At 42.0% G+C, this 25,425-nt stretch carries 41 protein-coding genes and 2 pseudogenes; 41 read left to right on the forward strand and 2 right to left on the reverse strand.

Translation table 11 applies throughout. The features are described 5' to 3' along the window. Positions 1-84: 84 nt before the first annotated feature. The gene (locus EQG49_RS12635) at positions 85-297 is read left to right on the forward strand and encodes a helix-turn-helix transcriptional regulator (RefSeq protein WP_133364321.1); all 213 of its coding nucleotides are present in this window, start codon (positions 85-87) and stop codon (positions 295-297) included. Positions 298-476: 179 nt separating this feature from the next. After that, the gene (locus EQG49_RS12640) at positions 477-719 is read left to right on the forward strand and encodes a hypothetical protein (RefSeq protein ID WP_133364322.1); all 243 of its coding nucleotides are present in this window, start codon (positions 477-479) and stop codon (positions 717-719) included. Here EQG49_RS12640 and EQG49_RS12645 read toward each other — a convergent pair. Further along, positions 706-942: a hypothetical protein gene (locus EQG49_RS12645; RefSeq protein ID WP_133364323.1), complete on the reverse strand. Its 237-nt coding sequence runs from the start codon at positions 940-942 to the stop codon at positions 706-708. The two genes, EQG49_RS12640 and EQG49_RS12645, sit on opposite strands and share 14 nt — an antisense overlap. A gap of 103 nt (positions 943-1,045) precedes the next feature. Between EQG49_RS12645 and EQG49_RS12650 the strand changes: the two genes are divergently transcribed. Further along, positions 1,046-1,315: a hypothetical protein gene (locus EQG49_RS12650; RefSeq protein WP_133364324.1), complete on the forward strand. Its 270-nt coding sequence runs from the start codon at positions 1,046-1,048 to the stop codon at positions 1,313-1,315. On the opposite strand, the gene EQG49_RS12655 is transcribed toward EQG49_RS12650, so the two are convergent. Continuing rightward, on the reverse strand, positions 1,304-1,531 hold the full coding sequence (locus EQG49_RS12655; RefSeq protein ID WP_133364325.1) for a hypothetical protein: 228 nt from the start codon (positions 1,529-1,531) through the stop codon (positions 1,304-1,306). The genes EQG49_RS12650 and EQG49_RS12655 overlap by 12 nt on opposite strands. Before the next feature lie 615 nt (positions 1,532-2,146). Here EQG49_RS12655 and EQG49_RS12660 point away from each other — a divergent pair. From EQG49_RS12660 to EQG49_RS14200, 38 genes and pseudogenes are all read left to right on the forward strand, one after another. Next, entirely contained in the window at positions 2,147-2,326 is a 180-nt protein-coding gene (locus EQG49_RS12660) for a hypothetical protein (protein WP_133364326.1), read from the forward strand. A gap of 389 nt (positions 2,327-2,715) precedes the next feature. Beyond that, positions 2,716-2,955: a hypothetical protein gene (locus tag EQG49_RS12665; RefSeq protein WP_133364327.1), complete on the forward strand. Its 240-nt coding sequence runs from the start codon at positions 2,716-2,718 to the stop codon at positions 2,953-2,955. A 48-nt stretch (positions 2,956-3,003) separates the two neighbouring features. Continuing rightward, positions 3,004-3,297, forward strand: coding sequence for a hypothetical protein (locus EQG49_RS12670; protein ID WP_133364328.1), 294 nt, complete (start codon positions 3,004-3,006; stop codon positions 3,295-3,297). Between the two features lie 130 nt (positions 3,298-3,427). Then, positions 3,428-3,709, forward strand: a complete 282-nt coding sequence (locus tag EQG49_RS12675; protein ID WP_133364329.1) for a hypothetical protein — start codon at positions 3,428-3,430, stop codon at positions 3,707-3,709. A 92-nt stretch (positions 3,710-3,801) separates the two neighbouring features. Further along, a complete protein-coding gene (locus EQG49_RS12680; RefSeq protein ID WP_133364330.1) occupies positions 3,802-3,990 on the forward strand; it encodes a hypothetical protein in 189 nt (62 codons plus the stop codon). Positions 3,991-4,089: 99 nt separating this feature from the next. Then, positions 4,090-4,269 (forward strand): hypothetical protein, encoded by a 180-nt coding sequence (locus EQG49_RS12685; protein WP_133364331.1) that lies wholly within the window; start codon positions 4,090-4,092, stop codon positions 4,267-4,269. Next, positions 4,266-4,532, forward strand: coding sequence for a hypothetical protein (locus EQG49_RS12690; protein WP_133364332.1), 267 nt, complete (start codon positions 4,266-4,268; stop codon positions 4,530-4,532). Before EQG49_RS12685 ends, EQG49_RS12690 begins: the two co-directional genes overlap by 4 nt. Before the next feature lie 400 nt (positions 4,533-4,932). Further along, positions 4,933-5,811 (forward strand): rolling circle replication-associated protein, encoded by an 879-nt coding sequence (locus tag EQG49_RS12695; RefSeq protein ID WP_133364333.1) that lies wholly within the window; start codon positions 4,933-4,935, stop codon positions 5,809-5,811. A gap of 133 nt (positions 5,812-5,944) precedes the next feature. Then, positions 5,945-6,385: a hypothetical protein gene (locus EQG49_RS12700; RefSeq protein ID WP_133364334.1), complete on the forward strand. Its 441-nt coding sequence runs from the start codon at positions 5,945-5,947 to the stop codon at positions 6,383-6,385. An 8-nt stretch (positions 6,386-6,393) separates the two neighbouring features. Further along, complete coding sequence (locus EQG49_RS12705) at positions 6,394-6,606, forward strand: hypothetical protein (RefSeq protein WP_133364335.1); 213 nt, start codon at positions 6,394-6,396, stop codon at positions 6,604-6,606. Beyond that, the gene (locus EQG49_RS12710; RefSeq protein ID WP_133364336.1) at positions 6,596-7,006 is read left to right on the forward strand and encodes a hypothetical protein; all 411 of its coding nucleotides are present in this window, start codon (positions 6,596-6,598) and stop codon (positions 7,004-7,006) included. The genes EQG49_RS12705 and EQG49_RS12710 overlap by 11 nt, the downstream gene beginning before the upstream one ends. Then, the gene (locus tag EQG49_RS12715; RefSeq protein ID WP_133364337.1) at positions 6,990-7,439 is read left to right on the forward strand and encodes a hypothetical protein; all 450 of its coding nucleotides are present in this window, start codon (positions 6,990-6,992) and stop codon (positions 7,437-7,439) included. Before EQG49_RS12710 ends, EQG49_RS12715 begins: the two co-directional genes overlap by 17 nt. A gap of 10 nt (positions 7,440-7,449) precedes the next feature. Beyond that, positions 7,450-8,202 carry a hypothetical protein gene (locus tag EQG49_RS12720; protein WP_133364338.1) on the forward strand — a complete coding sequence of 251 codons (753 nt, stop codon included), beginning with the start codon at positions 7,450-7,452 and terminating at the stop codon, positions 8,200-8,202. A gap of 85 nt (positions 8,203-8,287) precedes the next feature. Then, positions 8,288-8,485, forward strand: a complete 198-nt coding sequence (locus EQG49_RS12725) for a hypothetical protein (RefSeq protein WP_133364339.1) — start codon at positions 8,288-8,290, stop codon at positions 8,483-8,485. After that, entirely contained in the window at positions 8,486-8,638 is a 153-nt protein-coding gene (locus EQG49_RS13800) for a hypothetical protein (protein ID WP_165964904.1), read from the forward strand. Positions 8,639-8,642: 4 nt separating this feature from the next. After that, the gene (locus tag EQG49_RS12730; protein WP_133364340.1) at positions 8,643-8,825 is read left to right on the forward strand and encodes a hypothetical protein; all 183 of its coding nucleotides are present in this window, start codon (positions 8,643-8,645) and stop codon (positions 8,823-8,825) included. A 117-nt stretch (positions 8,826-8,942) separates the two neighbouring features. After that, positions 8,943-9,464 (forward strand): ArpU family phage packaging/lysis transcriptional regulator, encoded by a 522-nt coding sequence (locus tag EQG49_RS12735; protein WP_133364341.1) that lies wholly within the window; start codon positions 8,943-8,945, stop codon positions 9,462-9,464. A gap of 174 nt (positions 9,465-9,638) precedes the next feature. Continuing rightward, a pseudogene (locus EQG49_RS12740) lies at positions 9,639-9,711 on the forward strand. A gap of 504 nt (positions 9,712-10,215) precedes the next feature. Next, positions 10,216-10,620, forward strand: coding sequence for a phBC6A51 family helix-turn-helix protein (locus tag EQG49_RS12745; RefSeq protein WP_165964905.1), 405 nt, complete (start codon positions 10,216-10,218; stop codon positions 10,618-10,620). After that, complete coding sequence (gene terL / locus EQG49_RS12750; RefSeq protein ID WP_341472808.1) at positions 10,592-12,064, forward strand: phage terminase large subunit; 1,473 nt, start codon at positions 10,592-10,594, stop codon at positions 12,062-12,064. Before EQG49_RS12745 ends, terL begins: the two co-directional genes overlap by 29 nt. A gap of 19 nt (positions 12,065-12,083) precedes the next feature. After that, positions 12,084-13,451, forward strand: a complete 1,368-nt coding sequence (locus EQG49_RS12755) for an anti-CBASS protein Acb1 family protein (protein WP_133364343.1) — start codon at positions 12,084-12,086, stop codon at positions 13,449-13,451. After that, the gene (locus EQG49_RS12760; protein WP_133364344.1) at positions 13,452-14,921 is read left to right on the forward strand and encodes a phage minor head protein; all 1,470 of its coding nucleotides are present in this window, start codon (positions 13,452-13,454) and stop codon (positions 14,919-14,921) included. A gap of 26 nt (positions 14,922-14,947) precedes the next feature. Next, positions 14,948-15,148, forward strand: a complete 201-nt coding sequence (locus tag EQG49_RS12765) for a hypothetical protein (RefSeq protein WP_165964906.1) — start codon at positions 14,948-14,950, stop codon at positions 15,146-15,148. A gap of 69 nt (positions 15,149-15,217) precedes the next feature. Beyond that, positions 15,218-15,442, forward strand: a complete 225-nt coding sequence (locus EQG49_RS12770) for a glutaredoxin domain-containing protein (protein ID WP_133364346.1) — start codon at positions 15,218-15,220, stop codon at positions 15,440-15,442. A 31-nt stretch (positions 15,443-15,473) separates the two neighbouring features. Then, positions 15,474-15,665: a LysM peptidoglycan-binding domain-containing protein gene (locus tag EQG49_RS12775; protein ID WP_165964907.1), complete on the forward strand. Its 192-nt coding sequence runs from the start codon at positions 15,474-15,476 to the stop codon at positions 15,663-15,665. Position 15,666: 1 nt separating this feature from the next. Then, positions 15,667-16,743 (forward strand): DUF2213 domain-containing protein, encoded by a 1,077-nt coding sequence (locus tag EQG49_RS12780; RefSeq protein ID WP_133364348.1) that lies wholly within the window; start codon positions 15,667-15,669, stop codon positions 16,741-16,743. Positions 16,744-16,746: 3 nt separating this feature from the next. Further along, complete coding sequence (locus tag EQG49_RS12785) at positions 16,747-17,217, forward strand: structural cement protein Gp24 (protein ID WP_133364349.1); 471 nt, start codon at positions 16,747-16,749, stop codon at positions 17,215-17,217. Between the two features lie 13 nt (positions 17,218-17,230). Next, positions 17,231-18,106, forward strand: coding sequence for a DUF2184 domain-containing protein (locus EQG49_RS12790; RefSeq protein WP_133364350.1), 876 nt, complete (start codon positions 17,231-17,233; stop codon positions 18,104-18,106). Between the two features lie 17 nt (positions 18,107-18,123). After that, on the forward strand, positions 18,124-18,498 hold the full coding sequence (locus EQG49_RS12795; protein ID WP_133364351.1) for a hypothetical protein: 375 nt from the start codon (positions 18,124-18,126) through the stop codon (positions 18,496-18,498). A gap of 17 nt (positions 18,499-18,515) precedes the next feature. Continuing rightward, positions 18,516-18,878 carry a DUF4054 domain-containing protein gene (locus EQG49_RS12800; protein ID WP_133364352.1) on the forward strand — a complete coding sequence of 121 codons (363 nt, stop codon included), beginning with the start codon at positions 18,516-18,518 and terminating at the stop codon, positions 18,876-18,878. After that, complete coding sequence (locus tag EQG49_RS12805) at positions 18,879-19,517, forward strand: hypothetical protein (RefSeq protein WP_133364353.1); 639 nt, start codon at positions 18,879-18,881, stop codon at positions 19,515-19,517. It abuts the gene before it with no gap. Beyond that, positions 19,514-19,900 (forward strand): hypothetical protein, encoded by a 387-nt coding sequence (locus EQG49_RS12810; RefSeq protein WP_133364354.1) that lies wholly within the window; start codon positions 19,514-19,516, stop codon positions 19,898-19,900. The genes EQG49_RS12805 and EQG49_RS12810 overlap by 4 nt, the downstream gene beginning before the upstream one ends. Beyond that, positions 19,890-20,396 (forward strand): phage neck terminator protein, encoded by a 507-nt coding sequence (locus EQG49_RS12815; protein WP_133364355.1) that lies wholly within the window; start codon positions 19,890-19,892, stop codon positions 20,394-20,396. Before EQG49_RS12810 ends, EQG49_RS12815 begins: the two co-directional genes overlap by 11 nt. Positions 20,397-20,400: 4 nt before the next feature. Further along, on the forward strand, positions 20,401-21,390 hold the full coding sequence (locus tag EQG49_RS12820) for a DUF3383 family protein (RefSeq protein WP_133364356.1): 990 nt from the start codon (positions 20,401-20,403) through the stop codon (positions 21,388-21,390). Positions 21,391-21,407: 17 nt separating this feature from the next. Further along, positions 21,408-21,809, forward strand: coding sequence for a hypothetical protein (locus EQG49_RS12825; RefSeq protein ID WP_133364357.1), 402 nt, complete (start codon positions 21,408-21,410; stop codon positions 21,807-21,809). A gap of 80 nt (positions 21,810-21,889) precedes the next feature. Beyond that, positions 21,890-22,279: a hypothetical protein gene (locus tag EQG49_RS12830; protein ID WP_133364358.1), complete on the forward strand. Its 390-nt coding sequence runs from the start codon at positions 21,890-21,892 to the stop codon at positions 22,277-22,279. A gap of 165 nt (positions 22,280-22,444) precedes the next feature. Beyond that, the gene (locus EQG49_RS12835) at positions 22,445-22,789 is read left to right on the forward strand and encodes a hypothetical protein (RefSeq protein ID WP_133364359.1); all 345 of its coding nucleotides are present in this window, start codon (positions 22,445-22,447) and stop codon (positions 22,787-22,789) included. 488 nt (positions 22,790-23,277) lie between these two features. Continuing rightward, positions 23,278-24,495, forward strand: a pseudogene (locus EQG49_RS14200) (phage tail tape measure protein); the annotation flags it as partial. Between the last annotated feature and the right edge of the window lie 930 nt (positions 24,496-25,425).

The following is a 25,425-nucleotide window of genomic DNA, read 5'->3' on the forward strand; positions in this document are numbered from 1 at the left end:
ATGGTACATATAAGATACTAGTCAGTTGACAAATCGGAAACAAGAGGCGATAATGAACATATCATACAAGTGAGGAGGATTCAGATGAAATTTGATCTAAATAGATTAAAAGGCGAGCGTGTATCACGGGGGTGGACTCAAGAAGAATTGGCATTTCATCTCGATTGGAGTCGTGAAAAGTATGCAGCGAAAGAGCGTGGGCGCATTTCTATGTCCGCAGATGAATTAGCGCTAGTAGCATCCGCATTAGGCGTTTCCGATGTTGGGCGTTTTTTTACAATTAAAGTTGACAAATAAGAAACTTTAGTTGATTAAAGTAAATCTATTTCAACAAGGTTAAGTCAAAGATAATCAACATTTGAGTTTGTCTATTATCTTTTTCAACTTAAGGGGATGCATCGCTTGATGTTCCACGTACTTGCAAATTTGTTTGTTAACCCGTGTGAAACGCACAGAATGAGAGGAGGCGACTAGAATTGCACCTTACGCAAGAAAAAATTAAAGAGATTGCGAACGCTGCTCAAGGATTGTCATTGCACGAGTGGTTGGATGTCAGTAACGCAATTGCAAGTGCTTATCAACGACCAATCAAAAAGAGCCTCACTAACGGCGAGGTTAGTAAGGCTCTACTGCAATTCATACTGCGGCAACTTGCTCGACATTCAAAAAAGCAAGTATCAATGGTTGCCGGTAAACATAAGTTGTTTATTCCAGGTTAGTGCGGAATGATACGTCAAGTTTTGAAACGTGAATGATACGAGTCGAATCATCAGCGTAAATTAATTGAACAAAAGAGTTGGCGAATGATGAAATATTTTTCAACGGCGTTCCGGTTTCATCCAGCAATGAAACATTTTCGTTAGAAGCTGATAATATTATCAGCTCTTCGCGAAGCGCCTTGACGATAGATTCACTTTGTGTATCGGGCAGTTCGAAATCCATAGTTTTCTCCTTTCGATGTTAGTCAGTCCAGCACGACTGCAACTATATTATAAGGCGAAATTGAAATGGCGGCGGGAATGATGATTGAGAGGAGGTGACTTAAATGTTCGAAGTTGGAGATTTCATCGAAATTTCAGGCTCTTTGCTTGGAAAAGTTGTTATCAAAAAAGCCAATTGGATAGGAATTCAAAGAATTCACTACGCAATTGGCTTAGAACAGTATTTCTTAGCACCTGAAATCGAAATCTATGATAACTCCATTGAGAGTTATAAAGAAAAACATTGGATTCGCAAAATTGATTTCGATGGGTGGACGAAAAAAACGGGTACACAGAGCACCTTTGGAAAAACTAAATGGCCGCTACTTGATTGATTGAATCCATTCCGATTGGCTGGTTGCTTTTACGTATAAATCTACGGCAAATTTTGCGCTGTCAAAGTAATTACGGGTTACTCCGAGCACCAGATAGAATTTGCTTGAAGAATCAAAAGCGATAGTATCGCCAGTTGCTGGAATTGAGTCAAGTTGGTGCGCCTCGTTTTGAGGAACATCATTGCCACTGTAAATGTGGACAAATGCGTTAATCATTATCGAAGCTCCTTTCTAATTTTGTCAGTCGCGCTACGACCGCGATTAAATTATAAATCGAATTGGGAAACTAAGTGAATATTTGAATCTAAAGGAGGTGAATGGGTATGCCGCCGTTTGATGAAATGACCGAAAACGAAAAAAGGACTGAAGTTGAATATTTACACATCTTGTTGGCTAAGAAAAAAAGAACCCGTGACCGTCGAAATCAACGACACGAATTCTTTCTGAAATGGATATATCCATTTCTTGTTCCGATTATCATAAGCATTCTTGCGAGCCAATTGCTAAGGTAAAAAATGAGCAATTACAGTTACAAACTAAATTTGAGGTGGGAATGGAATCAAGCGGATACATTATTTTTTATTCAGTTTCTTGGATAGTAACTATGCTAATTATTACATCGTGGACTATGAGGTTTTGTGCATTTTGGAAATGGTCTGTGACAATTTTGGGTATTTTAGCGATTTTGCAATTGCTGTTGCTTCTTTCAGAATAGCAGTCCGCAGTTCTTCGTAAGCTTAGAAATATAATCCCAAGCTGTTAATATTTGAAGCTTCAACAACGAATTTGTCATTGAAAATGAATGTTTGGATTTAAGGGAGGTGAATAGCAATGCCTAGGGGACACGAAAAAAGACACCGGTTTAATGAACCGGTGCCTGGCGATGGAGTTTGGGATGAGCAAACAATGTTGGCATTCAAGAACTACTGGAATGGTCGTAATAGATTAACTAATATGGCAATCGCAGTATTAGCAATAATCGTTTCGCTCGGTGTTTATTTCTTCAAATAGGCAAAAATACTGATTACTAAAGCAATTATGGATAGCAAACGATTTATAAGGACTTGGTTAACATAGCCGAAAAACTCAGACTGTCCAGCTAATGTAATTGTGTAATCAAACGTCGGCGTGCTGCGCCAAACGCCCGCTTCATCGAAATATGCGTCTTCGTTCAACACTTTCAACAGCCTATTTCTAATTACAAAATCACGATACTTGTATTGTTGAGTTATTTTTACTCTTCCAAACAAGTTTGCAACTAATAATCGAATAAATATCGAAAAATTCATTTAGTTTAATCCTTTATGTGTATTCGACTGCTAGTACAGTCGGTGAATCAATTATAACAACTATAGGCTTGGAAAAATGTCTAATAAGCTTGCAAGAGGAGATGGATAAAAATGGAACAGTCACGGAACGATGAGTTTTCGGTAGTGTTTTATTTTAATGACGCAAATCAGCGCGTCGCAATTTTGCGTACCAAGGGAGTTCCTAGTTATACAGACGAAATGCACGAAACTTTGATTGGGTTTCACCCCAGTCTAAAAGAAAAAGAACTCTACGCCTTATATCAAGGAAAAGAGTTCTTGGTGTGGCCGGACGCTTATTATAACGAGGCTAAAGATTTAGGGCTGTTTTAGCAAGTCCACCGGCAACTTGCCCAAGGATACGAAAGGTAGGTACTCATCATGATTATTCAAGATAGCTATACAAAAACATTAACCAATATGTCGCTGAATGGCTTAGTTGAGCTGTCGAATTTGAAGTATGAGTTAATCGAAAGTCAAGCGGGTCACATTAACTTACTTCAGACTAATTTTGAATCTAAAAAGAAGTTTGTGATGGAACCAAGAGTTACACCGGATTATCAATCTACAACAACTTTGTTGGAATTGATTGATATGCAAGATCAGGTTATTGCACAACAAGCAGCGCACATTGTTATTTTGCAATGTCAGCGCTATCCGGAACGGGTTAAATAACTAATATGGCAATCGCAGTATTAGCAATAATCGTTTCGCTCGGTGTTTATTTCTTCGAATAGGCAAAAATACTGATTACTAAAGCAATCGTCGTACGTGAATTTAAACAGTAAAAGTAAGGAGGCAAACAATGGCAGACACATTATTACAAACGTTAACCACCGAGGTAGCAACTCAATTAATCGCAGTTCTACAGCCATTAAAGAATGAGTATGAACCAACAAGCCTGACGGTTAGCAAAAAAGCGTTAGCCAAGTGGCTGGATGTTGATGTCAGCAAGATTGACACGTACATGAACGAGGAATATTTCCGAGATCACGTCTATCAGCAAAACTTTGCGGGCAAAGACGCACGATACTACGTTGACCAAGTTCGCCCATGGTTGTTCCAACGACCAACTCATTTAGATTAATAAAAAAATCCCGACAGATTAGAAAAAGATTAAATGAGATGGTATTAGGAAAAACCGGGCGATTGCCTACACGAAAGAAAGGGCTATGAACATTGACTAAAGGCGAGAATAGCAATCCAGAAGTTTTGAAACAACTTCGATATATTAACAAGCAACTTAAGCACCAAAATCATTTATTAGCGCAAATCGTAAAGGATACGTCATCCGCTCATGGCATGCCGGATTCGTCGCAGACCATCGCCCAAAACATGGGTTTAGCTGGTCAGAAACACGAGGCTTAATATGGTGGCAATTGTTATTAGCAGCATCGCGTTAGGTGTAGCGGTGAGTTTTACATCAATCATGTTCGTTTTGGCGTGGCGAGCTAAGGAGGAGTAGCAATGAATATGAAATGGAATAAATTAGAGCTGAAGTTACTCGTTAATGAATATGTGCACGGTGGCGCAACCGCTAAGGTGATTGCTGCACAATTAGGTCGCGCACGTAGTTCTGTTGAAGCAAAAATTCGTAATCTGAAATTACGGCATTCAAAGCCAGGTAAAGGTGGTGAAAAACAATGAGGACTGCGGAGTTCATTGATAGTGCTAGGGCATTGCCTTGGGTTCGTAAGATTGAGTTAGTTATTGCGACCAACGCACATACGTATTTGTTAATTAATGCCGGCAAGCGAAACGGGAATATCGCAGCTGAAATTGACATTGAAGAAACGATGACGTTTTCGACAAATTTTGATAATTGGAACAAGTTAAAAATTGCTGAAAAGCGAATTTTATACGGCCTGATTGATGAATATGCAAGAACTGAACTATTGGATAGGAGGTGAGAAGTGGATGGCGGAAGTTTGGTTACTTGCAATAAGTGTCACAAGCGTGGTGGTGGGTTTCAGTTTTGCTACAACGTTCGATATGAAAAGGACTACGCGCAAGCATGGAAATCACATTGAAAATTCCCTGTTAGGAGTCACTGGGATTTTGGAAACCCGTGACACGGTGACAACAAAAAAGCACACGTGACTGAAGATCACATGTGCTAAATGTTTTAAATTAAATTCGACAAAAATTCAACTCAAACCAACTAACATCATTCTAGTTGAATTTGTCGGTTTTTGCAATCAAGAGGGCACCATAACGTTGAAAATCAAGACTTTTAAAGTTTTGAGAAGTAGACGTTTTGGCCTCGTTATACTGTATTAACTTAACGACGCAACTTAAAGTGGTGGAAAAATGAGGAAAGCTACAGCCTTAGTTAAATATTTTAGGGAAACTAGATTGTTTGCTGGGGCTGATTATTTTGAAGGCTCAATCATTCCCAAGCATATGCCAATTGATTTTGTGCCAGGTGGGAAACTCCCATCTCGTAAAAAGGTCGAAGCAACTAGACCAGCACAGAAGACACTCAACGATGAGAATAGCCGTCGATATTTCAGATTGCTGATGATTGCAAATTTCTTCGTGAACACAGCTCTACACATAACTTTGACCTATAACGATATGTTTCTCCCTGCCGGCTACGAAGATGCCGAAAAACGCTTTAGCAACTTTATGAGAAAAGTTAATGCTAATCGAAAGCGCAGGGGTCAAGAAACAGTTCGGTTCTTATCAGTGGTGCAATGGGGTTCTGAAAATGGACGAATCCATCATCACTTAATCATTGAGAATGATGGGTATCTTAACGAACAAAGCGTTCGAGATATGTGGAGTGTTGGGCGTGGCAAGAATAAGCAGCAATTGGGATTTGTTGACGTGCAAACAATTCAAGATACGTTCCCAGGCGAACACGAAGGCACAGCTGTCGAAAAACTAGCAAACTATTTCACGAAAGATTTTGGCAAGTTCGCTAAGGGAAATAACAAATGGAGTTCTTCCCGAGGGAACCTAGTTAAGCCGGAATACCAACCTAAGCGTGATTATAAGTTTTCGAGAGCAGCGGTTATGCGACGTCTGCAAGAAGGCACCCTTGAAGAATACATTCGCGAAATGTATCCAGATTACGAGTTGCTCGAATTTACTCGCAGAGACAAGGAACTGGTGAACGTTGATGTGCGGGATAACATGTTTGATGGAATTCATATCTACTTTAGAATGCGTCGTATAACCACTTAGAAAGTCGGTGAATTATATGCACGTAGATCCAGCAACATATGTCTATGATTTGGTACCCAAGAGCGTCCTTGAAATTGTGTACCAACAATTAAAAGAAAGTGCCAATAAATTTATTTTAGAAAAGGGATAGACCATGAAAAATACGGTTGAGGCGGTTTGGTTGCAAACCAAGCTCGGGGATGTAGCCAGGGTTAAGCAAATCAGCAAAGATATTGTTGATGTTGTACTTTCAAATGGCTCGATTCCAGTAGTACTTGCTACATTAGACCGCAAAAATCATAAAGTAACTTGGGCAAGTGTATTTGATAAGCGCCCACTCAAAATGATTCAACTATTTAATTTTTGGGTTACAGGTGCAGATATATACGCTTTCCGCTACATGGCATACGTCATCCGTAAGAGTAAATCCAAAAAGGAAATCAATTACCTGCGCCGAGGAGCTCAACTCGGGGATGATGATCCGTGGACTTTTGGAATTGATGATGCCTGGTCGTTTATGCGAGAACAGGATGCGTATGCCAAGATTCGGGAACTAAACATCGTTGGTGCAGTTCCCGAAGAAGTTGAAATGTAGGTGCGACTATGAAGTCAATAGAAATTTTTGTGAAAACCGAAATGTATAAAGTTACTAGTGTTGCCACGGGGCAATTGATACACATAGCTAAAGCAGAAGTGGATGCCAAAGCATTTGTTGAAAAATGGCGATTAGTCTATTCGGAATTAGTTCAGATTGACCAATTTACTCATTTTGCGTTTGCTGAGGCCACAGATGAGGAGAATACAAATGAGCTATAGCGATGAACAAATGCAGATGCTAAAGAATCTTATGCCACAGCTTATTCAGTCTGGTGCAGAAAACGGGTATATATACCATATCAAGCAAATGCCAACGGGAATTATCAACGGCTATGTACACGTGACTTCAAAATCTAAGTTCTTTGGTGTGCATTACAACCAGTTACAGCATTTAAACGTACATGGTGGGCTAACTTATTCAGAACTAGAAGAATCTTCTTCAGGGGCTGAATGGGTACTTGGGTTTGATACTGCTCACTTAATAAGTCGGAATATGTATATTGGCGAACGGGGTGAACCTATCCCGCAGGTACAGACTCAAAATCTTGTTTGGAACGAAATAAAAAAGCTCACACTACAAATGCGAGAAGAGGAGATTGCTGATGAGCAACAAAATTAATATTAATGTGTATGAACTCAATGATGGGGCGTTTGGCGAAACTATCAATGCCGAATTGTCTAAGTTGTTTGCAAATATCCTTGATCAAAACACAGACCAAGACAAGGCGCGTAAATTAAATATCATGTTGACCGTGAAACGTAGTAAGGAATTCAAAGACGAATACATCGTTTTTGCCGATACCAAACTCACACTACAACCAGTAACAGGACAAGTTACCAAGGTGCTTGCTGGTCGTGATTACAACACAGGGCGAATTGAAGCAAATGAGTTGCGTTCTGGCGTTAAAGGTCAAACTTATTTTGATACTAAAGATGAACGTTTGAAAACTGATGTCGGGGAAGACATTGAAGACGTTGAGGCTACTGTGTCTGATGAGAAAAATCTTCCTGCACCAAAAGACAACCTCATTGATTTACGAAAGAAAGGCTAGGGATTAACAAATGCTTAACTACGATACACTTGAATTAATTCAACAAACTGCCCATGAAGCTATGCAAAATAAAATTATTGAACACGAAGGGGAAACGTTCTTGATCCAAGGCAACAAAATCGAACGTTACCAACCAGATGATCGTGTCCAAACGGTGCTCGAAGTCGCTAAGTTTGCAGGTATCGTTGATTTGATTAAGAAACCCGATACTTTGGGCGTTGTAAAAGACGGCACACCACGATTAATTACAGCAATCCAAGTCGTAGATGAAACGAAAGTTAATCTATTGGGGGACGTGGACAACGCTGGCCGGCGTGAAGTGTTGGCAGTTGCTAACGCTTACGGTACACCATTCTACTTTGATAATTACTACGACACCGAAGATGCGGTTATTAAATTGCAGGCGCTTTTTGCCGACACAGAAGACCGTGCCCTGGTTCTTAAGTTCCTTGGCAATTTAACGGACGGTGAAAGTCGAACTTTAGAGGATGACGGCATTACCCAAGCGGCAACCATTAAGACTGGGATTGCGTCAAAAGGTGAGGCAAAGGTGCCAAACCCCGTCAAATTGAAGCCTTTCCGTACGTTCTTGGAGGTTGAACAGCCAGAGAGTCCATTTATCTTCCGTGTTAAAGAAGGCCCACGAGCGGCTCTCTACGAAGCTGATGGTGGTTACTGGAAGATTCAAGCGATTAATAACATCAAACAATATTTTGTTGACGCCTTAGGGGATGAATTCCCGGATATCCTTGTACTCGCTTAAACAAAAATAATTCACACGCTGAAATGCCGGACGGGGGAAGTGCCCATTAGCGAATTACGAATAGAAAATCGAAAGGATGCGAATCATGAAGGGACAAAAAGGATTGTGGGTCGTTCGAGTTGAAAAAGTTAAAGACCGCATACAATACATTGAAAACATCAGACATGGTGAATATGCCGATTACATTGATTTAACGAATGATTGTTGGGAAGCTGCTGAATTTAATCAGGAGCAAGCGAGTAAGGTAGCCGCTCTGTATCGTGGCCGAGCGGTGGAAGTGTGAATGAGCAGTATTAAACATTATTTATCGAGGTTCTCATGGGAAAAAGTAAAAAATATGATTGAAGCAGCCGGAATTGTCATTGCTGCTTCAATCACGGTGCTAGTACTACTTAAAATAATGCTTGTTGCCGGCAATTTGATTTTTGGAGATTAAAATTATGATTTATAGATTCCTAGTATCATTTCTTATCGGCGTATTGGATTATTCGTTTGCAATGGCATGGATTGGTTGGGGTGATTTGCCACCTACGCCAAAGACGCCGGGTATCGCATGGTGGGTCAATGGAGTCGGGCTACTGTTCTGGATTATCAGTTACATTGCACTACTGATTAAAGAATAGATTACAAGTACTTACTTAGTCTGAAAAACAATAAAAAAGCACTCAGCTTTCACTGAATGCAAAATGGTATGTGTTTTGGTTGACATGTCCATTATAACATTTGTGTGAGGTGAAAATATGGAAGTTTTTGTACCAAAGGAGATTGAACTCTTTGATAGTTTACTGGATTATGACGCAACTGCCAAAAAAGTTAAATATTTTTTTAAGCAGCCACGGAACAAAGTGCCGAAGTTTGAACGGCTGTATACCCAAGCCGGCATCTCTGATGCCGACTTAAAAAGTCCAACGTTGTCAGCTGATAAGGTTCAAGCTTCGGCTGACCAAAATAGCGCAGAACAAAAAATGATGACTATCATGATGGCTAAAGAAAAGCTAGCTGCGATTCTTGCAGTAATCGAAGGAATGGAAACTGTCAAAGGCCGCATTATGAAACTGTATTACATACAGGGGTACTCAGATCGCCAAGTTATGTCAGCGGTCGGATATGGCGAAAGTCGGTATCGTGATTTTAAGACAACGGCTGCCGTAGTATTTGCGGAAAGTTTGGCAGCGCGCAATGTCGGCATTAATTTAACGCGTTATGTCGTAAATGATGAAAAAATACCGGAAAACGAAGAAAAAAGTACGAAAACGGATTAAAAATGGTCGAATAATCAAAAAATCGGACATTTTCGAAAGATTTCACGAAGTTTTCACGGGGTTTTTCGGTAGTTGTTGTGTGAGATTATAGTATTGTGCCAGAGATAAGTTAATTTATGCCTGGTGCCCTCACACAAAGGAGTGCAAGTCAGTGGGATTACTGGTTTGTTACTTGATCACTTAGCTCAATGGTAGAGCATTACGTACGCCGCGATAAAGGTTCCTGGTTCGATTCCGGGAGTGATCATAGACAGGTTCTCCAGCCTGTCGGGCAAATCACTGATTGTGGTGGAGTGTTAAAGTTTTAACACGTGAATTTGGTGCCAGCTGCTGTGGTTGGAAGAAAATATAATGGTCTATGTTGAAACCTTGTGGCACAGCGATTCGGGTTCGAGTCCCGACTGGTATTTAGGACGGCACTGACAGTCACCGTCCGAAAGGCTTTAAAGTTTTTTGCCTTGGAATAACTCCTTTTTTATATTGTTTGTTTCATGCTCTACGGTTTGATCACCGTAGTTCTGCTTGCAAGGTCAGATAGTTCTCTTACTTGAATACCTGTTTAGTTAACCGATATTAAGTTTTACCCCACATTACTATCTGCCTAGGTTCGATTCCTGGGGCAAGCATTAGCAATCTCATTCACAGGCAGGTCCATGAGGTTGCGCTCCTTAGTTTTATCTTGTTTTAGCTCACCGCTTCGGCTGTGGGCTTTTTGTTTTGTCTGATTTTGTCTGAAATGGAGGTGATTTTTATGACACTAAAACCAAAGCAAGTCCTTGCTATTACTACATTGTATGAGCACGAAGGTGATTGGACGTCGGACAAAATCGCTGAACACGTTGGAACAACTACCAGAACATTGCAAAGATGGCGTCATGAGGATGAAGAGTTCCAAGCAGAATTCAAGAAATATTTATCTCGTCAGTTTAAGGGGCTGCGTCCCAAAGCGATTCGGACGCTTGGGGCGCTGCTTGAATCAGGAAAGCCATCAGTTCAACTAGGTGCGGTTAAGGAAATCTTAGATCGCTCAGGTTTTGCAGTTGAACAGATTATCACTTTGCAAGACGAACGCGAGAATGTATCGCCATTGGAAGGCCTGAATACGGATGAATTGAGGATACTTGCCAATGCGACGAAGTCAACCATTAACAAGTGATATTCTAAGCGACCCGCTAACGCACGAAGCCATCATGAAAGCCTATGCGAACAGCTCTTATGAAGGCTACTTTTTATATAGCCATCACGAAGAGTATCAACTATTGCGCCACACAAAGCTCATCACGGATCAACTACAAAGAATTATTGATGGTGAAGAGTTGCGGTTGATAGTGGAAATGCCACCTCGGCACGGTAAGTCAGCAAGTATTACGGAAACATTCCCGAGCTATTACTTAATGAAGAATCCCGAAAACGAAGTCATGGCCGTTGCTTATTCGGAAGATTTATACAAGAAATTTGGCCGCAAGAATCGTGACAAGTTCACGGAATTTGCACCAAAACTCACTGATGGTGAGTTGCGTATCTCGAACAACACCTCATCCGTAAGTGAATGGGGTGTGCAGGGTCACGGAGGCATGATGCGTTCAACTTCAATACTTGGTGGCGCCACTGGCCAAGGTGCTGATTTACTCATCATTGATGATCCAGTCAAAAATATGCAAGAAGCTTTGAGCATGACAACTCGTGACCGTGTCTATGAAGAATATCAAGCGACTTTCCGTACACGTGTTCATTCAGGTGGTTCAATCATCGTCATTATGACTCGATGGTCAGAAGATGACCTGGTTGGCCGAATCTTAAAGAAGGCAAAGCCTGGCGAATGGACAGTTCTTCGCTTGCCGGCCATCGCAGAAGATACAGATGATTTGTTGGGACGTAAGATTGGCGAACCACTAGCTCCCGAACTTGGTTATGACAAAGCTTGGATGGCTGATATTCAAGCAGAAGTTGGTTCCAAGACTTGGGCAGCGTTGTATCAACAAAGACCAAAAGCTCAAGGTGGTCAAATGTTCAAACGTAATCAAGTAACTTGGTACGTTGATTCAGCAGAAACTAAACGAAGACTTGGGCTAGATGATTCAGTTGAAGTTTTCCCGGTGCACATCGATAAAACAATCCAATCATGGGATGCCACATTCAAGAAAACTGATACATCCGATTTCGTAGCGGGTCAAGTTTGGGCTAAACGGGATAACAAATACTTCTTGATAGACCGTCATCACGAACGTATGGGCTTCACTGAAACAATCAAAGCAATTCGTCGTATGACCACTAAACACCCAAAAGCAAAATCTAAATACATTGAAGATAAGGCTAATGGATCTGCGGTTATCGACGTGTTGAAAAAGGAGCTGGAAGGAATTACGCCAGTAACTCCAGAAGGCGGGAAAGAAGTTCGAGCGAATGCTATTACGTATTTGTGGGAGGGTGGCAACATTTACTTACCGCACCCTGACTGGCGGTCTTGGGTTGATGAATATATGGATGAACTTGAATCATTTCCATATGGCGTTCATGACGATGAGGTCGATAGCATGACCCAGGCGCTAAACCAGTTGCGTTCGAAGGGTTCATTAAAGAAACGTTTTGGAATGAGTTAATAAGAAAGGAACTGAGCAATTGAGTGTTAAATCAGAGATAAAGGCAATGAAGACCGATGGCAATGATTACTATTCAGCAGGGATGCGTTCATATGGTTCAAATCTTAGATTGAGTCACTCTCCTGAAGAATATGAAGCGTTGTATGCGTCTAATCCGATTGCTAAGAATATTGTCGATATCCCGGCAGACGACTTAACTCGTAATGGGTGGAAGATTACATTTGATGGTGATGATAAGGACGGCAAAATGCTGGCGGACAAACTTGAAAGCAAGCTCAAACAGCTGAAAGCGCCTGAAGCGTTTGCCGAAATGTTCCGCTACTCCCGACTATACGGTGATGGCTTTATTTTCATTGGAACAGTTGAGAGCAAGAAACATGAGCTTAGAGAAATACTTAAGCCGGATGGAATTAAAAACATTGCATACTTAAATGCTTTCTCGCAAAAGAAAGTTAGTGAGCTCGTTCAGAATGAGAATGTCTATTCCGAAGACTTCGGTAAATTAGAATCGCTGATTGTCAATTCGTATAATCGCGTAGGCGTTCGTGAGCCCAAAAAGAAAAAGAAGAATAAAACAAAAGAAGGCTCGCAAGTAATTGATTACTCGCGAGTTTTTCACGATCAGTATTTACGTTTTGAGGACGACGTTCAAGGCAGCGGTTTGATTGAGTCGTTGTTCAAGATTCTTGAAGTAATTGATACAGCGACGGACTCTATCGGTCGGATGCTTTACGATTTTACGTTTAAAGTCTATCAAACACCGGGCGTCGATGACTTGAATCCTGAAGAAGAAGCTGAATTGAAAGCTCGGGTTGATTCTCGCTTTGGGATTGAGCACTTGGCGCTGATTGGGAGTGATGAAAGCATTGATAAAGTCGGAACTCCACTTGCTGGGATTAACGATTTGTTAGATTTTATTTGGGATTACTTGTCCGGAGCTGCACGCATGCCAAAAAGCATTCTTAAAGGTCAAGAAGTCGGAACCGTTAGCGGTGCTGAGTACGATGTCATCAACTATTACGACCGAATAAAGGCCATCCAGAATAATGATTTAAAGCCACATTTGGAACGTTTGATTCGATTGTTATTGCAGTCTGATGAATTTGGCAATATTGATCCTGATTCAAAGAAGTGGTCAATTGAATTCAATAGTCTTTGGAGCCTCGATGCAAAGACTGAAGCGGAAGTGGCTAAGTTGATGGCTGATTCAGCAAGCACTCGAATTCAGTCGGGCATGACCTCGCCAAACGAGGAACGTGATGCTGCGTTCGGTAAGCGTGGCGTAGCTGGAGCGAAGTTCTTAGGTGATTCAGCTGACGGCGCAACATTCGATGTATTGATCAAAGCAATTGCCAAGGCAACTGAAGCTGATTCAAATGGTGATTAGATGAAATGGACGGAGAAGGATTACCCTAATCGTATTGAAAACGCCTATTTTGAGAGCATGACCAAGAGCGTGCTACCGCAAACATTTGCAATTATCATCTATGCATTGAGAAACGTTGCGCCATTGCTACCAGATAAGCGCTGGCGGGCAGATGCCATCGAACCTGAAGTATTAATCCCAACACAAGAAAAAGCGCTTAAACGTGGTTTAGAACGTAAAATGGCAGGTTTGGAAAAATTTGCTCAAAGTCAAAGGCTATCCGATGATGACGCTAAGACATTTGTTCACTCAACGGTAATGGCGTTGAATATGTTCAATAAGAGTAATCTTGATAGCATGTTCGAGTTTAAGCGTTTAGGTAAAACGCGCGATATGACGGGATTGGGAAGTTATATTGACACCGCAATTAAAGAAAACGTTGATTTAATCAAAACAATTCCAAAAAAAGTTCACGAACAGATTGTTGATGCCGTTACCTGGGCAATTGATAATGGTGAACCTAAGCAAGCGTTAGAAGCTAATCTGTTAAAACTTGGAGCAAAATCTGAAGGGCGTGCACGATTGATTGCTCGAGATCAAACTGCAAAAATTTACGGGCAAATTAATTCGCGGAGGCAGCAAGATAATGGCATTAAGGCTTTTCGCTGGATAACCGTCGGCGACAATCGAGTGCGAGACTCACACGTAGAAGTTGCTGACCATGTATTTATGTATTCCGATTATAAAGAGCATACGCCAAATGGTTGTTTGCCAGGTGAAGACATACAATGCCGATGCATTGCTGAGCCGGTCTTTGATGATGAACTCAGCGAGATGGATGTTGATCCCTACGAAGGACAAACGGAAGATGTTAGTGAAAATGCGGATGTAGAAAAGCTTCGAAGATTTCACACTAAAAACGTCACGACGGCCGGCGATGCCTTATCTCATGTATCAAACGAAATGAAGAACTTAATAGAACATGAAATTTATGTGCAGGTTCGCGATGCTCCAGTTGTTCAACGATTCTTAGTATTGGGAGGGATGAGAGTTGCATTCACAGATAAGATGCGTCCTGGAGAATTAGGAGGAACGGTGTTACGTGATGACCGTATTCGAATGCGGTTTAACGCACGCTACTTTGCTACTAAGGATGTATTAGTCAATGAAGAGAAAAAATTAGCTGACAAAATGTTCGGTGTCGTTGTTAGACCAGAAGATTTATATCGATATACCGTAACTCATGAATTTGGACATGTAATTGAATTTTCTATTTATAGAGAATATGGAGTGAAACCAAGTGTCTTGCATAAGCAAATACTTGATAAGTTTGCTACAATGTATCCAAGCGAGAACATTAAAAAATACTATTCGCAGTATATTCACGATGATCCAGGTGAATTATTCGCGGAGGCTTACACCGATTACCGGATTGGAATTGTCGGTAAACTGGGAAAGGCTTTTGAAGCTGTAATGAAAGGATATAGTTAACAATGATATTAAAATCGATTGCACTAATGAACGAAGATAAGTTCATGTTGAATGCAGACTATACCTATATTCCAAAACCTGATACTCCTCGTTCGCTAGTCCTGGATTGGATTACAGAAAAGAAGTGGAAATCTAAGGAGATGGGCGAAGACCTGCATCCAGTAGCAGACTATGTTTTTGAAATTGAAAAGCATATTAATGATTATCCTGATGATTCAAATAATTAATTAAATGAAAGCAGGCGCAACTTAAGGGTGCGCCTTTTTTGTGCACTTTTTTTGAAAGGAGAAGAAAATATGACAATTTATACACGTTTTGGCTGTATTGAATGCCAGAAAACAAAATTAACAGCAAAAGCGTTCAAGCTAGTATTTAACGAAGTGAATGTTGATGAGGAACCAGAAGCATTAGCTAATCTGAAAGATATGGGATTTGGACAATTGCCGGTTGTGCTACACGAGGGACAAATGTGGTCAGGTCATCAACCCGATGTTTTAAAGCGAATTGCTATGGAAGCGTAGCGAGCAAATTATGAGAGGAGGTGATATTAACATGGCAACAAAGAAGGAAGAACAAACAACAGTGACCAAGAAGAGCCACGTCGTTGTACTCGGTGACTGCTTAGATGCAATCGCAACTGCGAATGGTATGTCAGTAGCAAAGCTCGCAAAGATTAATGAATTAAAAGGCTACAACATCAAACCAGGCATGGAACTGAAACTTAGTGTTGAGGAGGTGGACTAGCATGGCATTTAGATATGATCATGCGCTAGTCAATGACAGTGCATTTGAATTAACGCCAGAGGGTTATTTGAATGCTGAAGTCCCTATTGCGCGTGCTGGAGTATTTCCGTACAAACAGCCTGGAAACAAGGTTCGTTATGAAGCCAAATTACCTGAAGAGTTATTTAGTTCATCAACAATTGCATCCGCAAATCGTAAACCGCTAACAAGTGGTCATCCAAGCGAGTTAGTAGACGCAACCAACATCAAGAAATATCAAGTTGGTTGGACTGATTCAGATGCTCGTGAGGTTGACGGTGCGTTGGTAGTTGGAGTTACCGTTACTGACCCTCAAATAATTGATGAAATCCAAACAGGTATTCGTAAGGAAATTTCAATAGGGTTCGTTACTGATGAACAAAATGTTCGTGGAGTTTTTGATGGCGCGGAATATGAAACCGTTCAAAAGGACATGCGGATAAACCACGTAGCGATTGTTGCGCGTGGTCGTGCTGGAAGTACTATATCGTTCAAAGCTGACTCTGCTGAGATGGTTGTTGAAGATAACGCTGAACAAAAAAACGGAGGAAAAACGATGAAGATTCGTTTAGATGGTCAAGATGTTGATCTTGAGGAAGCTCAAGTACAATCAACAATCACTGATTTAGAAACAAAAGCTGCTACCGCGACAGCAGAAATGGAAACAGTTCAAGCTAAGGCAGACGCTGCGGAAGCGAAGGTTGCTACACTTGAAGAAAATATGAAAGGCATGGTTAAAGCTGATTCGATTGACGAGTTAGCTGACCAGCGTGCCAAGTTTAAAGAGTCTGCCAAGAAGGTTTTGGGAGACTCTTTTGATTTTGTTGGCAAGTCTGATAAAGATGTGAAAGTTGCTGCAATTACCAAAGCTAACCCAAATCTTAAATTGGATAGTAAGTCAGATGCTTACGTTAATGCTTACTACGACATCGTCGTCGATGCAGCAGACGAAGGTTTTATTGCTGGGATTAACACACGTGGTGATTCAGCTGATGACGACAAGAAGGAAGTCGAAGAATTGCGTAACAAGCGTATGAACATGAATAAGAAGGGAGAATAGCACATGCCTATTCCAGAACCAAAAAAATACATGGATTCAGAGCTTGGACTTGGTAAAATTTCAAGTTTCCAATCTCATGAAGCCAAGACACGTACATCAGGAGCAACTATTGCACCAGGCACACCACTTCAAACAGTTGGAGGCGTGGTTACAGCGTTAACGAACGGGAAGTTTGCCGGTGTTGCAATCGCCAAGAATTTCGTTAAGGAACTCGATTATGACGGTGTAGCTAAAAATGCTGACTATGAGCCAAATGAACCAGTGCCAGTGCTAACCAAGGGCGGTATCACGGTAATTGTTGGCGAAGACGTAGTAACAGATCAGCTTGCAACTGTTCGTAGCGGTAAGTTTATGGTGGCCACGCCTGCATCCGGCACCGGGGAAACTTACAATCCAGGTGATGCAGTGGTTGGAATCTTTGAAAGCAACGGACTTGCAAACGGAACTGCAATCGTAAAAATCAATTTAGCATAGGAGGAATTAATATATGGCAGTTAATGGAATTTTAGAAGCTCGTGATTTAGAAGCGATTGATAAAGTTATCTATCGTGCTCCCGAAGAAGAATTAGTGGCACGTCAACTATTCAACATTAAGTCAGATGTTCCAGAATACATGGAAACATATGGCTACAACGTAATGACACGTTCAGGTGTCGCTAAAATCATCGCAGATAACACCGATGATTTACCAATGATTGATGCTGATATGACGCGGTATCATCAACCAATCTTTACAATTGGTGGTGGTGTTAAGTATTCAGACCGTGAACTTTCACAAGCACGTGCGATGGGTATGAATCTTGATGCCGAAAAAGCAGATACGGTTCGGCGTGCTATTGCTGAAAAAGAAAATAAAATGGCCTTCATCGGGGACGCCTCAGTCGGTTTAAAAGGTTTGACTAACGCTGTGGGCATTAAGGTTGAAGCAGCCGCCGCGACGTGGGCTGAATCAACTCCAGAAGAAATCGTGGAGCAAATTCGTGTTGCTCGGTCACGCATTACTGTTATCCCAGGTTACTCAAACGCACCACTTAATTTGGTCATTGCTGCTAATCAATACGAATTGTTGAATAAACGGTATAACCAGTATGAACCTAAAACGATTTTGGAACTGATTCGTGGTTATGGCTGGTTCGAGGAAATTAAGTCATTAACTGACCTTTTGGGAGTCGGAACCGGTGGCACAAACTCATTCATGGTTTATGAAAACACCTCCCGCACAGCCGAACTATTAATTCCACGCGACATTACTCGGCACGCTGAAGAACGGCGTTATCCTGGTGTCCGTGTACCGTTTGATTCTCGGATTGGTGGCTTAATCATTCGTACACCATACGCCATCATTCGTGTTGATGGAATTTAGAAAAGGAGAGTATTGAGATGTTTATTAAAAACAACGGCGACTTCGTTCGTGTCATCGCTGGTACAAACGTTGTGCCAGGTACCAATAATTTTGAAGATCCTTTAGCAAGTCAAATTGCAAAAGAGCTCAAAACTAATGTGGTTTTAAAAACATTGCTAAAAACTGGCGAAATGGAAATTGAAGAAGCTGAATTTGGGACTCTGAAATCAGCCGATGCAATTAAGCTTGTTAACGAAACAATTAGTCTTGATACACTTCAAGAGATGGCAGATGCACACGATGGTAAGACCGTTCAAAAAGCTATCAAAGACCGCATTGCTGAATTGACAACACCATCAGACCAAGAAAATAGCGATGAAGGTAATAACGTCGATGTCGGGGATGTGGAATAGCCGAAAGGAGGGCATGAATGATGCCTGAACAAAATTCGACAGAAAAACCATCAATTCAAAACGTGCGAATTATGCATGAAAATTTTGCGGATGCTAACGAAGCAGTTATTGCTCAATTCGTCGACGATGCTTGGCTTGAGGTTCAAGACCTTTTCCGACCAAAGTATCGAGAAATTGCGTGTCGCTACTTAGCAGCGCATTTACTTTTGCTATCCGCCGATACTTATCGCGTAAAATCTGAAAAAGTTGATGAGATGGAAAAAAGTTACTTTGCGAGCTCGCGAAGTGGTTTTGATACCACTCCGTTCGGCCAAAAATATAAGCAACTTCTTGATCAGTTCGGGAAAGGTAGCAAACGCATCGGATTGGTGGTGGTGTAAATGACATTAATCATCACCGAGACTGAGAACAAAATCCCAAGAATCATTCGCGAGATGGACATTCTTGCTCGGACGCGCGTCGAAGTTGGTATCTTCGGAACTGGCGGGGCTTATATCTCTGGTCAATTCCGCAATAGTGGCAATCCTGAAGATAATGCAGACTTAGTAACAATTGCATTGGTTCATGAATTTGGCGCAACCATTGTGCCGTTGCCAGATAATAAATCTGACCGCTTGTGGGTGCCGATTCGGAAGAAGTTCACTTATAAAGGCAAGCTTTACGAGCCTGGTTATCACCAAGGTAAGGATGGCAGCAATTATAAGAACTCTATTCCAATTAAAAAGGCCGTTATCCCGGAACGAAGCTATCTGCGTAGCACGTGGGAAGAAAAGAAGTTCAATTGGAGGGAGCAGTCCCAAGAATTGTGGGTGCAAGTTGCGTTGGGAAAGAAAACGGCCGCATGGGCAGCTAACCGGTTGGGCCAAATTATGAAACGTGATATTGACCGTAGTATGAAACAAAAAGGATTTGCGAAGAATGCACCACTAACCACTGCGAATAAAGGTTCAAATAAACCGTTATTTGATACAGGTTCATTGCGTGGAGCGTTAACTTATCGTGTGGTGTTGGGCTTATGAAAAAAATGAACTTTAACAGCTTAATTAAGTCGTTTGGTGTGCCCTTAAAGGTTTATGCACCGATGACAGACGGCGGTGGTCACTACGATGATGCTGGTCGTTGGATAAAAGACGACGTGGCAACGTTAACGCCTATTAGTGTTAATGAGCCATTCCTACCGATGAAAGCTGATGAGCAAGCTCCTACGCAGTCAGGAATGATTTATTCGAGTGAATACAAATGGTACTCAACACTAGTGTGCGCTATTGGAACACGCGTTGTTCACAACGGGCATGTATACGAAGTTAAATCGTCGGTACCGTATACAGATTACTCGAATGTCACTAAGTATTTCGTAGCAAGAGCTTCAACATTTGATGAAACGAGGTGGAATGGTGAATAATTCGTTCGTTAACACATTCGATTATGTCAGTTTAATTAAAACTCTCAGAGGAATTGTTAAGCAATTTACTGGATACCAATTAATCGAAAGGGAAAGTGCTGGTTCTCCAGAACACTATCCCTTTTTTTCATACTCGTTTTTAAACGATCACATTGACGTTACGAGTGACCGAACGGCTGACGGAACGTTTGAACTAGTCTTATCAATTACTTGTTTAGACGATGATTCGTTACGAGTTAAGACCGAAGCAAACCGACTGCGAGCGGTATTTGAAAGCTATCAAGTTCATGAACTGTTAGCTAAACGTGCTGTTTCGGTCGTTGACATCACGTCATCTGGTTCACGTAATGCATTCAAGGGTTTAGATGATTATTACTCAATCAATTACGAACGACGTGCTGGCTTTGATATGCGATTGCGCGTTGAAGAACACGCAGACGAAGAAGACGTACTCGGCGTAATTGAAACAATCGATTTAGAAAATCAGGAGGATTAAGAGAATGGCTAATTTTCTCTCAGACGTAGTAATTAAACTACGCGAAATGGTACCAGTTCCATCAATGAACTTAGGCGTGCCAGCAATTTTTGTTCAAGGAACCACAGTGGGATATGCCGAATTTAATGATTTGGAAGCAATCAACGATGACACCACATTGTCGACAGCTGTTAAAGCTAAAGCGACGGCAATTTTTAACCAAACAAACACACCACCGAAAGTTGCAGTAATCACGTTTGCAACTGGAGCAATTGCGACTGCGGCAACTGCGTACGCCGGTCAAGATTGGCACTTTGGTATCTTGGCCACATATGTAGCCGCAGACGCATTGGCGTTGTCAAATTGGGCGGAATTAAACAGTGAAAAAATCATTGCAATCCAAGTCCCAGCAGTCGAAGGATTGACTCCATTGGCTAACAATGAATTTACGATTGGTCTTGTTCACCCAGCCGCAGAACACTTCGACGCAGCTTTGGTTGCCGAAGCAGGTTCACAGGTCGTTGGTTCATTGACTTGGAAGGCAGTGCACGACTTAGTAGGCGTGACTCCCCAAACGTTCACGGAAGCACAATATACAGCTATCAAGACGGCTCGCGGAATTGTGTACGTGACTAAAACTGGTGCTCCGCAATCTTCAGAGGGCTGGACGCTATCCGGTGAGTTTATCGACGTTGTTCACGGCGATCAGTGGATGAAAGTTCGCTTGATGGGAGCTCTACAACAACTCATTACAGACGAGAATAAAGTTCCGTTTAATCCTCGTGGAATCGCTCTTGTACAAGCAACCATTACCGAAGTGCTTAATGAAGGCTATCAGAATGGCGTCGTGGGCGAAACCGAGGCCGGCGATCCAGCGTTCGATGTACAAACAAAGCAACGTAGCGAACTGAATTCTGAGGACATTGCCAAGCGAATTTACAAAGGTGCCTCATTTACTTATCAACGCAGCGCGGCTATTCACGGAATGGACGTTTCTGGAACTATCGAATTTTAGAAAAGGAGCACTAATAAATGAAATATGACGCTAAAAATGTCGTAATTACGATTACGCCTAAAAACACCAAGCATAAAAAGTTTAATTGGACCGGCTTCGCACCTGGCACGATGGTTGAATTTGGTCAAGACAGCGATGATGTGCAACGGTTTGTTGATGCACAAGGTAATGGTGATTTTGCTGTGCAAAATGACAAATCTGGCCACGTTAACATTCACGGTAGTCAATTGACAGGTTCAAACAAGAAAATCGCGGCACTTCGAGGCGAAGAATTTGCGATTGTAGTCGAAACCCCAGAAGAAAAGATTTCAGCATCGAATGCGATGTTTACGAAAATGCCTGATGGTTCACTGGGTAATGATTTAACACCGCGCGACTGGAATATGTTGTGCACGGATTTCAAGCACGAATTTAAGTAGTATCAGGACACGGCGGCTGAATAAGTACCGTGTCTTTTTAATTTTCGGCAACGAAAAAATACATCAATAGGAGGAATTTCATGGACGAAGAATTAGAAACGTTAGATGTTGAAAATGATGAGGATGTAGATGGCAATGAATACCAAAAGCCAGTTGTAACATCGACTCACAAAAAGCAAACGCAGCAGTATCAGAAGTTTGGTAGTACTGATTCGATTTCCATCACGGATACCGATGACACGGTAATCGAATATAAATTTCAGTTCCCAGGAGTCGAAGAAACAGTGACGCTAAAAGATAACGCTAAATCAGCTGATGGGGTGTTCATTTGGCATGATTACTACAAGTCGATAATGGATGTCGTCTTAGTTTCACCGCGAACTGATTTTGATTATTGGGAAAACCACAAGGGGTTTGGTCAAGTGATGGAAGCGGGTGTCGATTTTCTCGAAAGGTTTCTCTACGAGTAATGAATTACTAATAGAAAACCATGCTGAGAGCTGGTGGGGGATGTATTTACCCGTGATTACAGGCATCGCCACAATCAAAGAAGTCGAAACCGCTACTTCTGATCAATTAACGAAAATGAAGTGGATTGCTAAAGAAAAACTCAAGTTGGAAGGAAAACTAAAACCATGAAAAAAGGCTATCAAGAAAAGCTTATTATTACAGAAATTGAAGGACAAGACGCAATTGAAGCGACTGAAAATACTGCGTATGTACCAGTAGTTGAGGGGGTTGATACTGAATATACGTTCACATTCCCCGGTGTTGAAGTCGCCCAATCAATTGTTGATAACGCGGTTGATGGTACACAACGATTCATGAAGGGGTGGTACTACGAAGGTTTGATGGACTTAGTGATTACTGCACCTGAATCTTTAAAGCTCAACAAATGGGACTGGTGGGAAAGTCACAAAAACTACATGTTTGTCATGAACGCAGCAGATAAATTTTTGACTCGCTGTCTTAACGCGTAGCAAGTTGAATTTACAGATTTGAGGAAAGGAGGAATTGATACATGAGTGAAAGTTTACGTAGCGCCATTATGTCAATGGGCTTTTCCTGGGACGGTTCAGGAATGAACAAAGCTGATCAAGATTTCGATGGAATCTTGAATAAAGCTAAGCGGACGGATACTCAATTTGGTAATACGGGTCGCACGGCAAAGCAAATGGGCAATACAATCAAGAGCTCAGCAAATGATGGTAAGAATGCAACGGATAAACTGAATGGAGCCGCTTCAAAGTCTCCGAGTTTGTTTACCAAAATTGGGGCACATGCACGTGATGCTGGCGCTAAGCTTGTCGTTAACTTTAAACAAGCGCACGATTCAATTGATAAATTCAACCGAGACATGGATAAAGCGCAAGTTAAGATGCGCGATACCTGGAACGAAGCTAAAAATTCTGATGCAGCACAAGTCGGTGAAATGTGGTCGAGTGCTGGCAAGAAAATGTCGATGGGCATCACCTTGCCAATTGTTGGTGCTGGGGTTGCGGCTTTAAAGACGGGGATGGATTTTCAAGAAGGAATGTCTAAAGCCACGACGGTTATTGGCGCAACCGGTAAAGAAATTGAACAGTTACAAGACCAAGCGATAAAACTTGGTGCGGACACTTCGTTTAGTGCTAGCGAAGCAGCCGCCGGCATGGATCAATTTGGTTCTGCTGGATTTAACGCAAAGGAAGTTATGTCGGGTATGGCCGGCGTAATGGATTTAGCTGCCGTGTCTGGTGGCGACGTTGCGATGGCAACTGAAAATGCTGCAACTGCAATTCGCTCTTTTGGGCTTGAGACTGACAAATCAACACACGTTGCTGATGTCTTTGCGCGTGCAGCCGCAGATACTAATGCTGAAACACTGGACATGGGCGAAGGTCTTAAGTATGTTGGAGCGGTTGCTCACTCCACAGGGAACGATTTAGAAGACACTGCTGCCGCAATTGGTGTCTTGTCGGATAACGCAATTAAAGGAAGCCAAGCCGGTACTGTGCTTCGTGCGTCAATGCTTCGACTTTCTACACTTGGGCAAGCTGGAAACAAGACGCAAGGAATGTTTGATTCGTTAGTTCGCCTTGGCGGAAATGAAATTCCTCAATTCAAAAAGATAATTAGTGAATACTCGGTTGAATTTACCAAAGCAAATGCTGAACTGGCTGATGCAGAGGCAAAAGGCAATGCGAAACGAATGAAGGTAGCCGAAAAGACGCTCAAAGATTTATCGTTGGCGGAAGGTACAGCTTTCAGTAAGTCATTTGGTAAAGAGAAGTTCTCCACTCAAGTTGCATTACTCGAAAAAATGAAGAAACATTGGCTTGCAACCGGGCAGTCAGTTCAAGACTACAACGGTATCATCAAGCAATTAGTTGGTACCGAAGCGATGACTGGGGTTCTGGCCTTGATTGATACCGGGTCTGAGAAACTCAAAACACAAGCAAATGCATTGCGTGAATCGGATGGTGCCGCCAAAGAGATGGCGAAATCAATGCAAAACAACGCCAAGGGTGGTGTTGAAGCGTTTAAAGGTTCAATTGAGTCATTAGCAATCTCGCTCGAACGTCCATTAGACAATGCAATCGGCGATACTGCTCGGGAAATCGGGGATGTCATTGATAAGTTTACGGATTTGGACGATAAGACTAAAATGACAGGTCTTACCATCGCTGGGCTTGCTGCCGCTGCAGGCCCACTCATGCTAGCAATCGGGAAGTTTAAAATTTTCCGTGCTCAGTTAAATGCAGTTGGCGGATTAACCAAAAATTGGGGTAGCGGTGGGGGTACAGCGATACCAGGTGTTCCTTCGACAGGGAATCCGCTCGGAACTGGTGGTAGTCTTGGAGCAATGAACGTAACTGCCCAAGCGGTTTATCTGAATGGCCCAGTTATGAGTGGTAACGGTAGTGGAAATCCTCTAGCGGGCGGAAATCCATTAAATGGTGGCGGGAGACAACCTATCCCACAAGGTCCGGCACCGTTTAATGGACAACAAATTACGCCGATGGCTCCACAGCCAACAAAGGCGCAAAAATTTATCGGTAATGCAGGCACCGCTTTAAAATGGGGCGGTGCAGTTGTTGCATCAACAGCCGGAACGGTTATGAAAGATTTAGATCCCAATAAATCATCGAATGAAAAAGCGATGGGAACCATGGGAACTGTAGTGGGGGGCGCAGCGGGTGCCGCTATAGGTACATTCCTCGGCAACCCAGCTTTGGGAATGACAATTGGCGCAAACATTGGTAATGCTGGTGGTGATGCACTTGGGAAAAAGATTCAAGCATGGGATCTCAAAAATAATAAACACGCTGACGAAAAGTTGCCTACTGGAAAAGAAGCAACCGAGTATACAAAAGAGTCTCAAAAAGCTGTTAAGGATGGTAAAGTGTCGGTTCGTCCCGGTGAACAAAACGGAATGGATTACTATGCCAATAAAAAAACCGCCGAAGAGTTTCAAAAGAACCTTAAAAGCGCGGATGACGGTTATAAGAACAAACGCTATGCCGAAAAACCAAATGACGGCAACAAGTACAAATGGGTAAACGGCACAGGTTGGATTGAAGATGTTCCAATGCAAAAAAAGTTGAAACATAATCAAGCAGTTGCTGCCAACTCA

Source organism: Periweissella cryptocerci (genome assembly GCF_004358325.1).
Lineage (GTDB): Bacteria > Bacillota > Bacilli > Lactobacillales > Lactobacillaceae > Periweissella > Periweissella cryptocerci.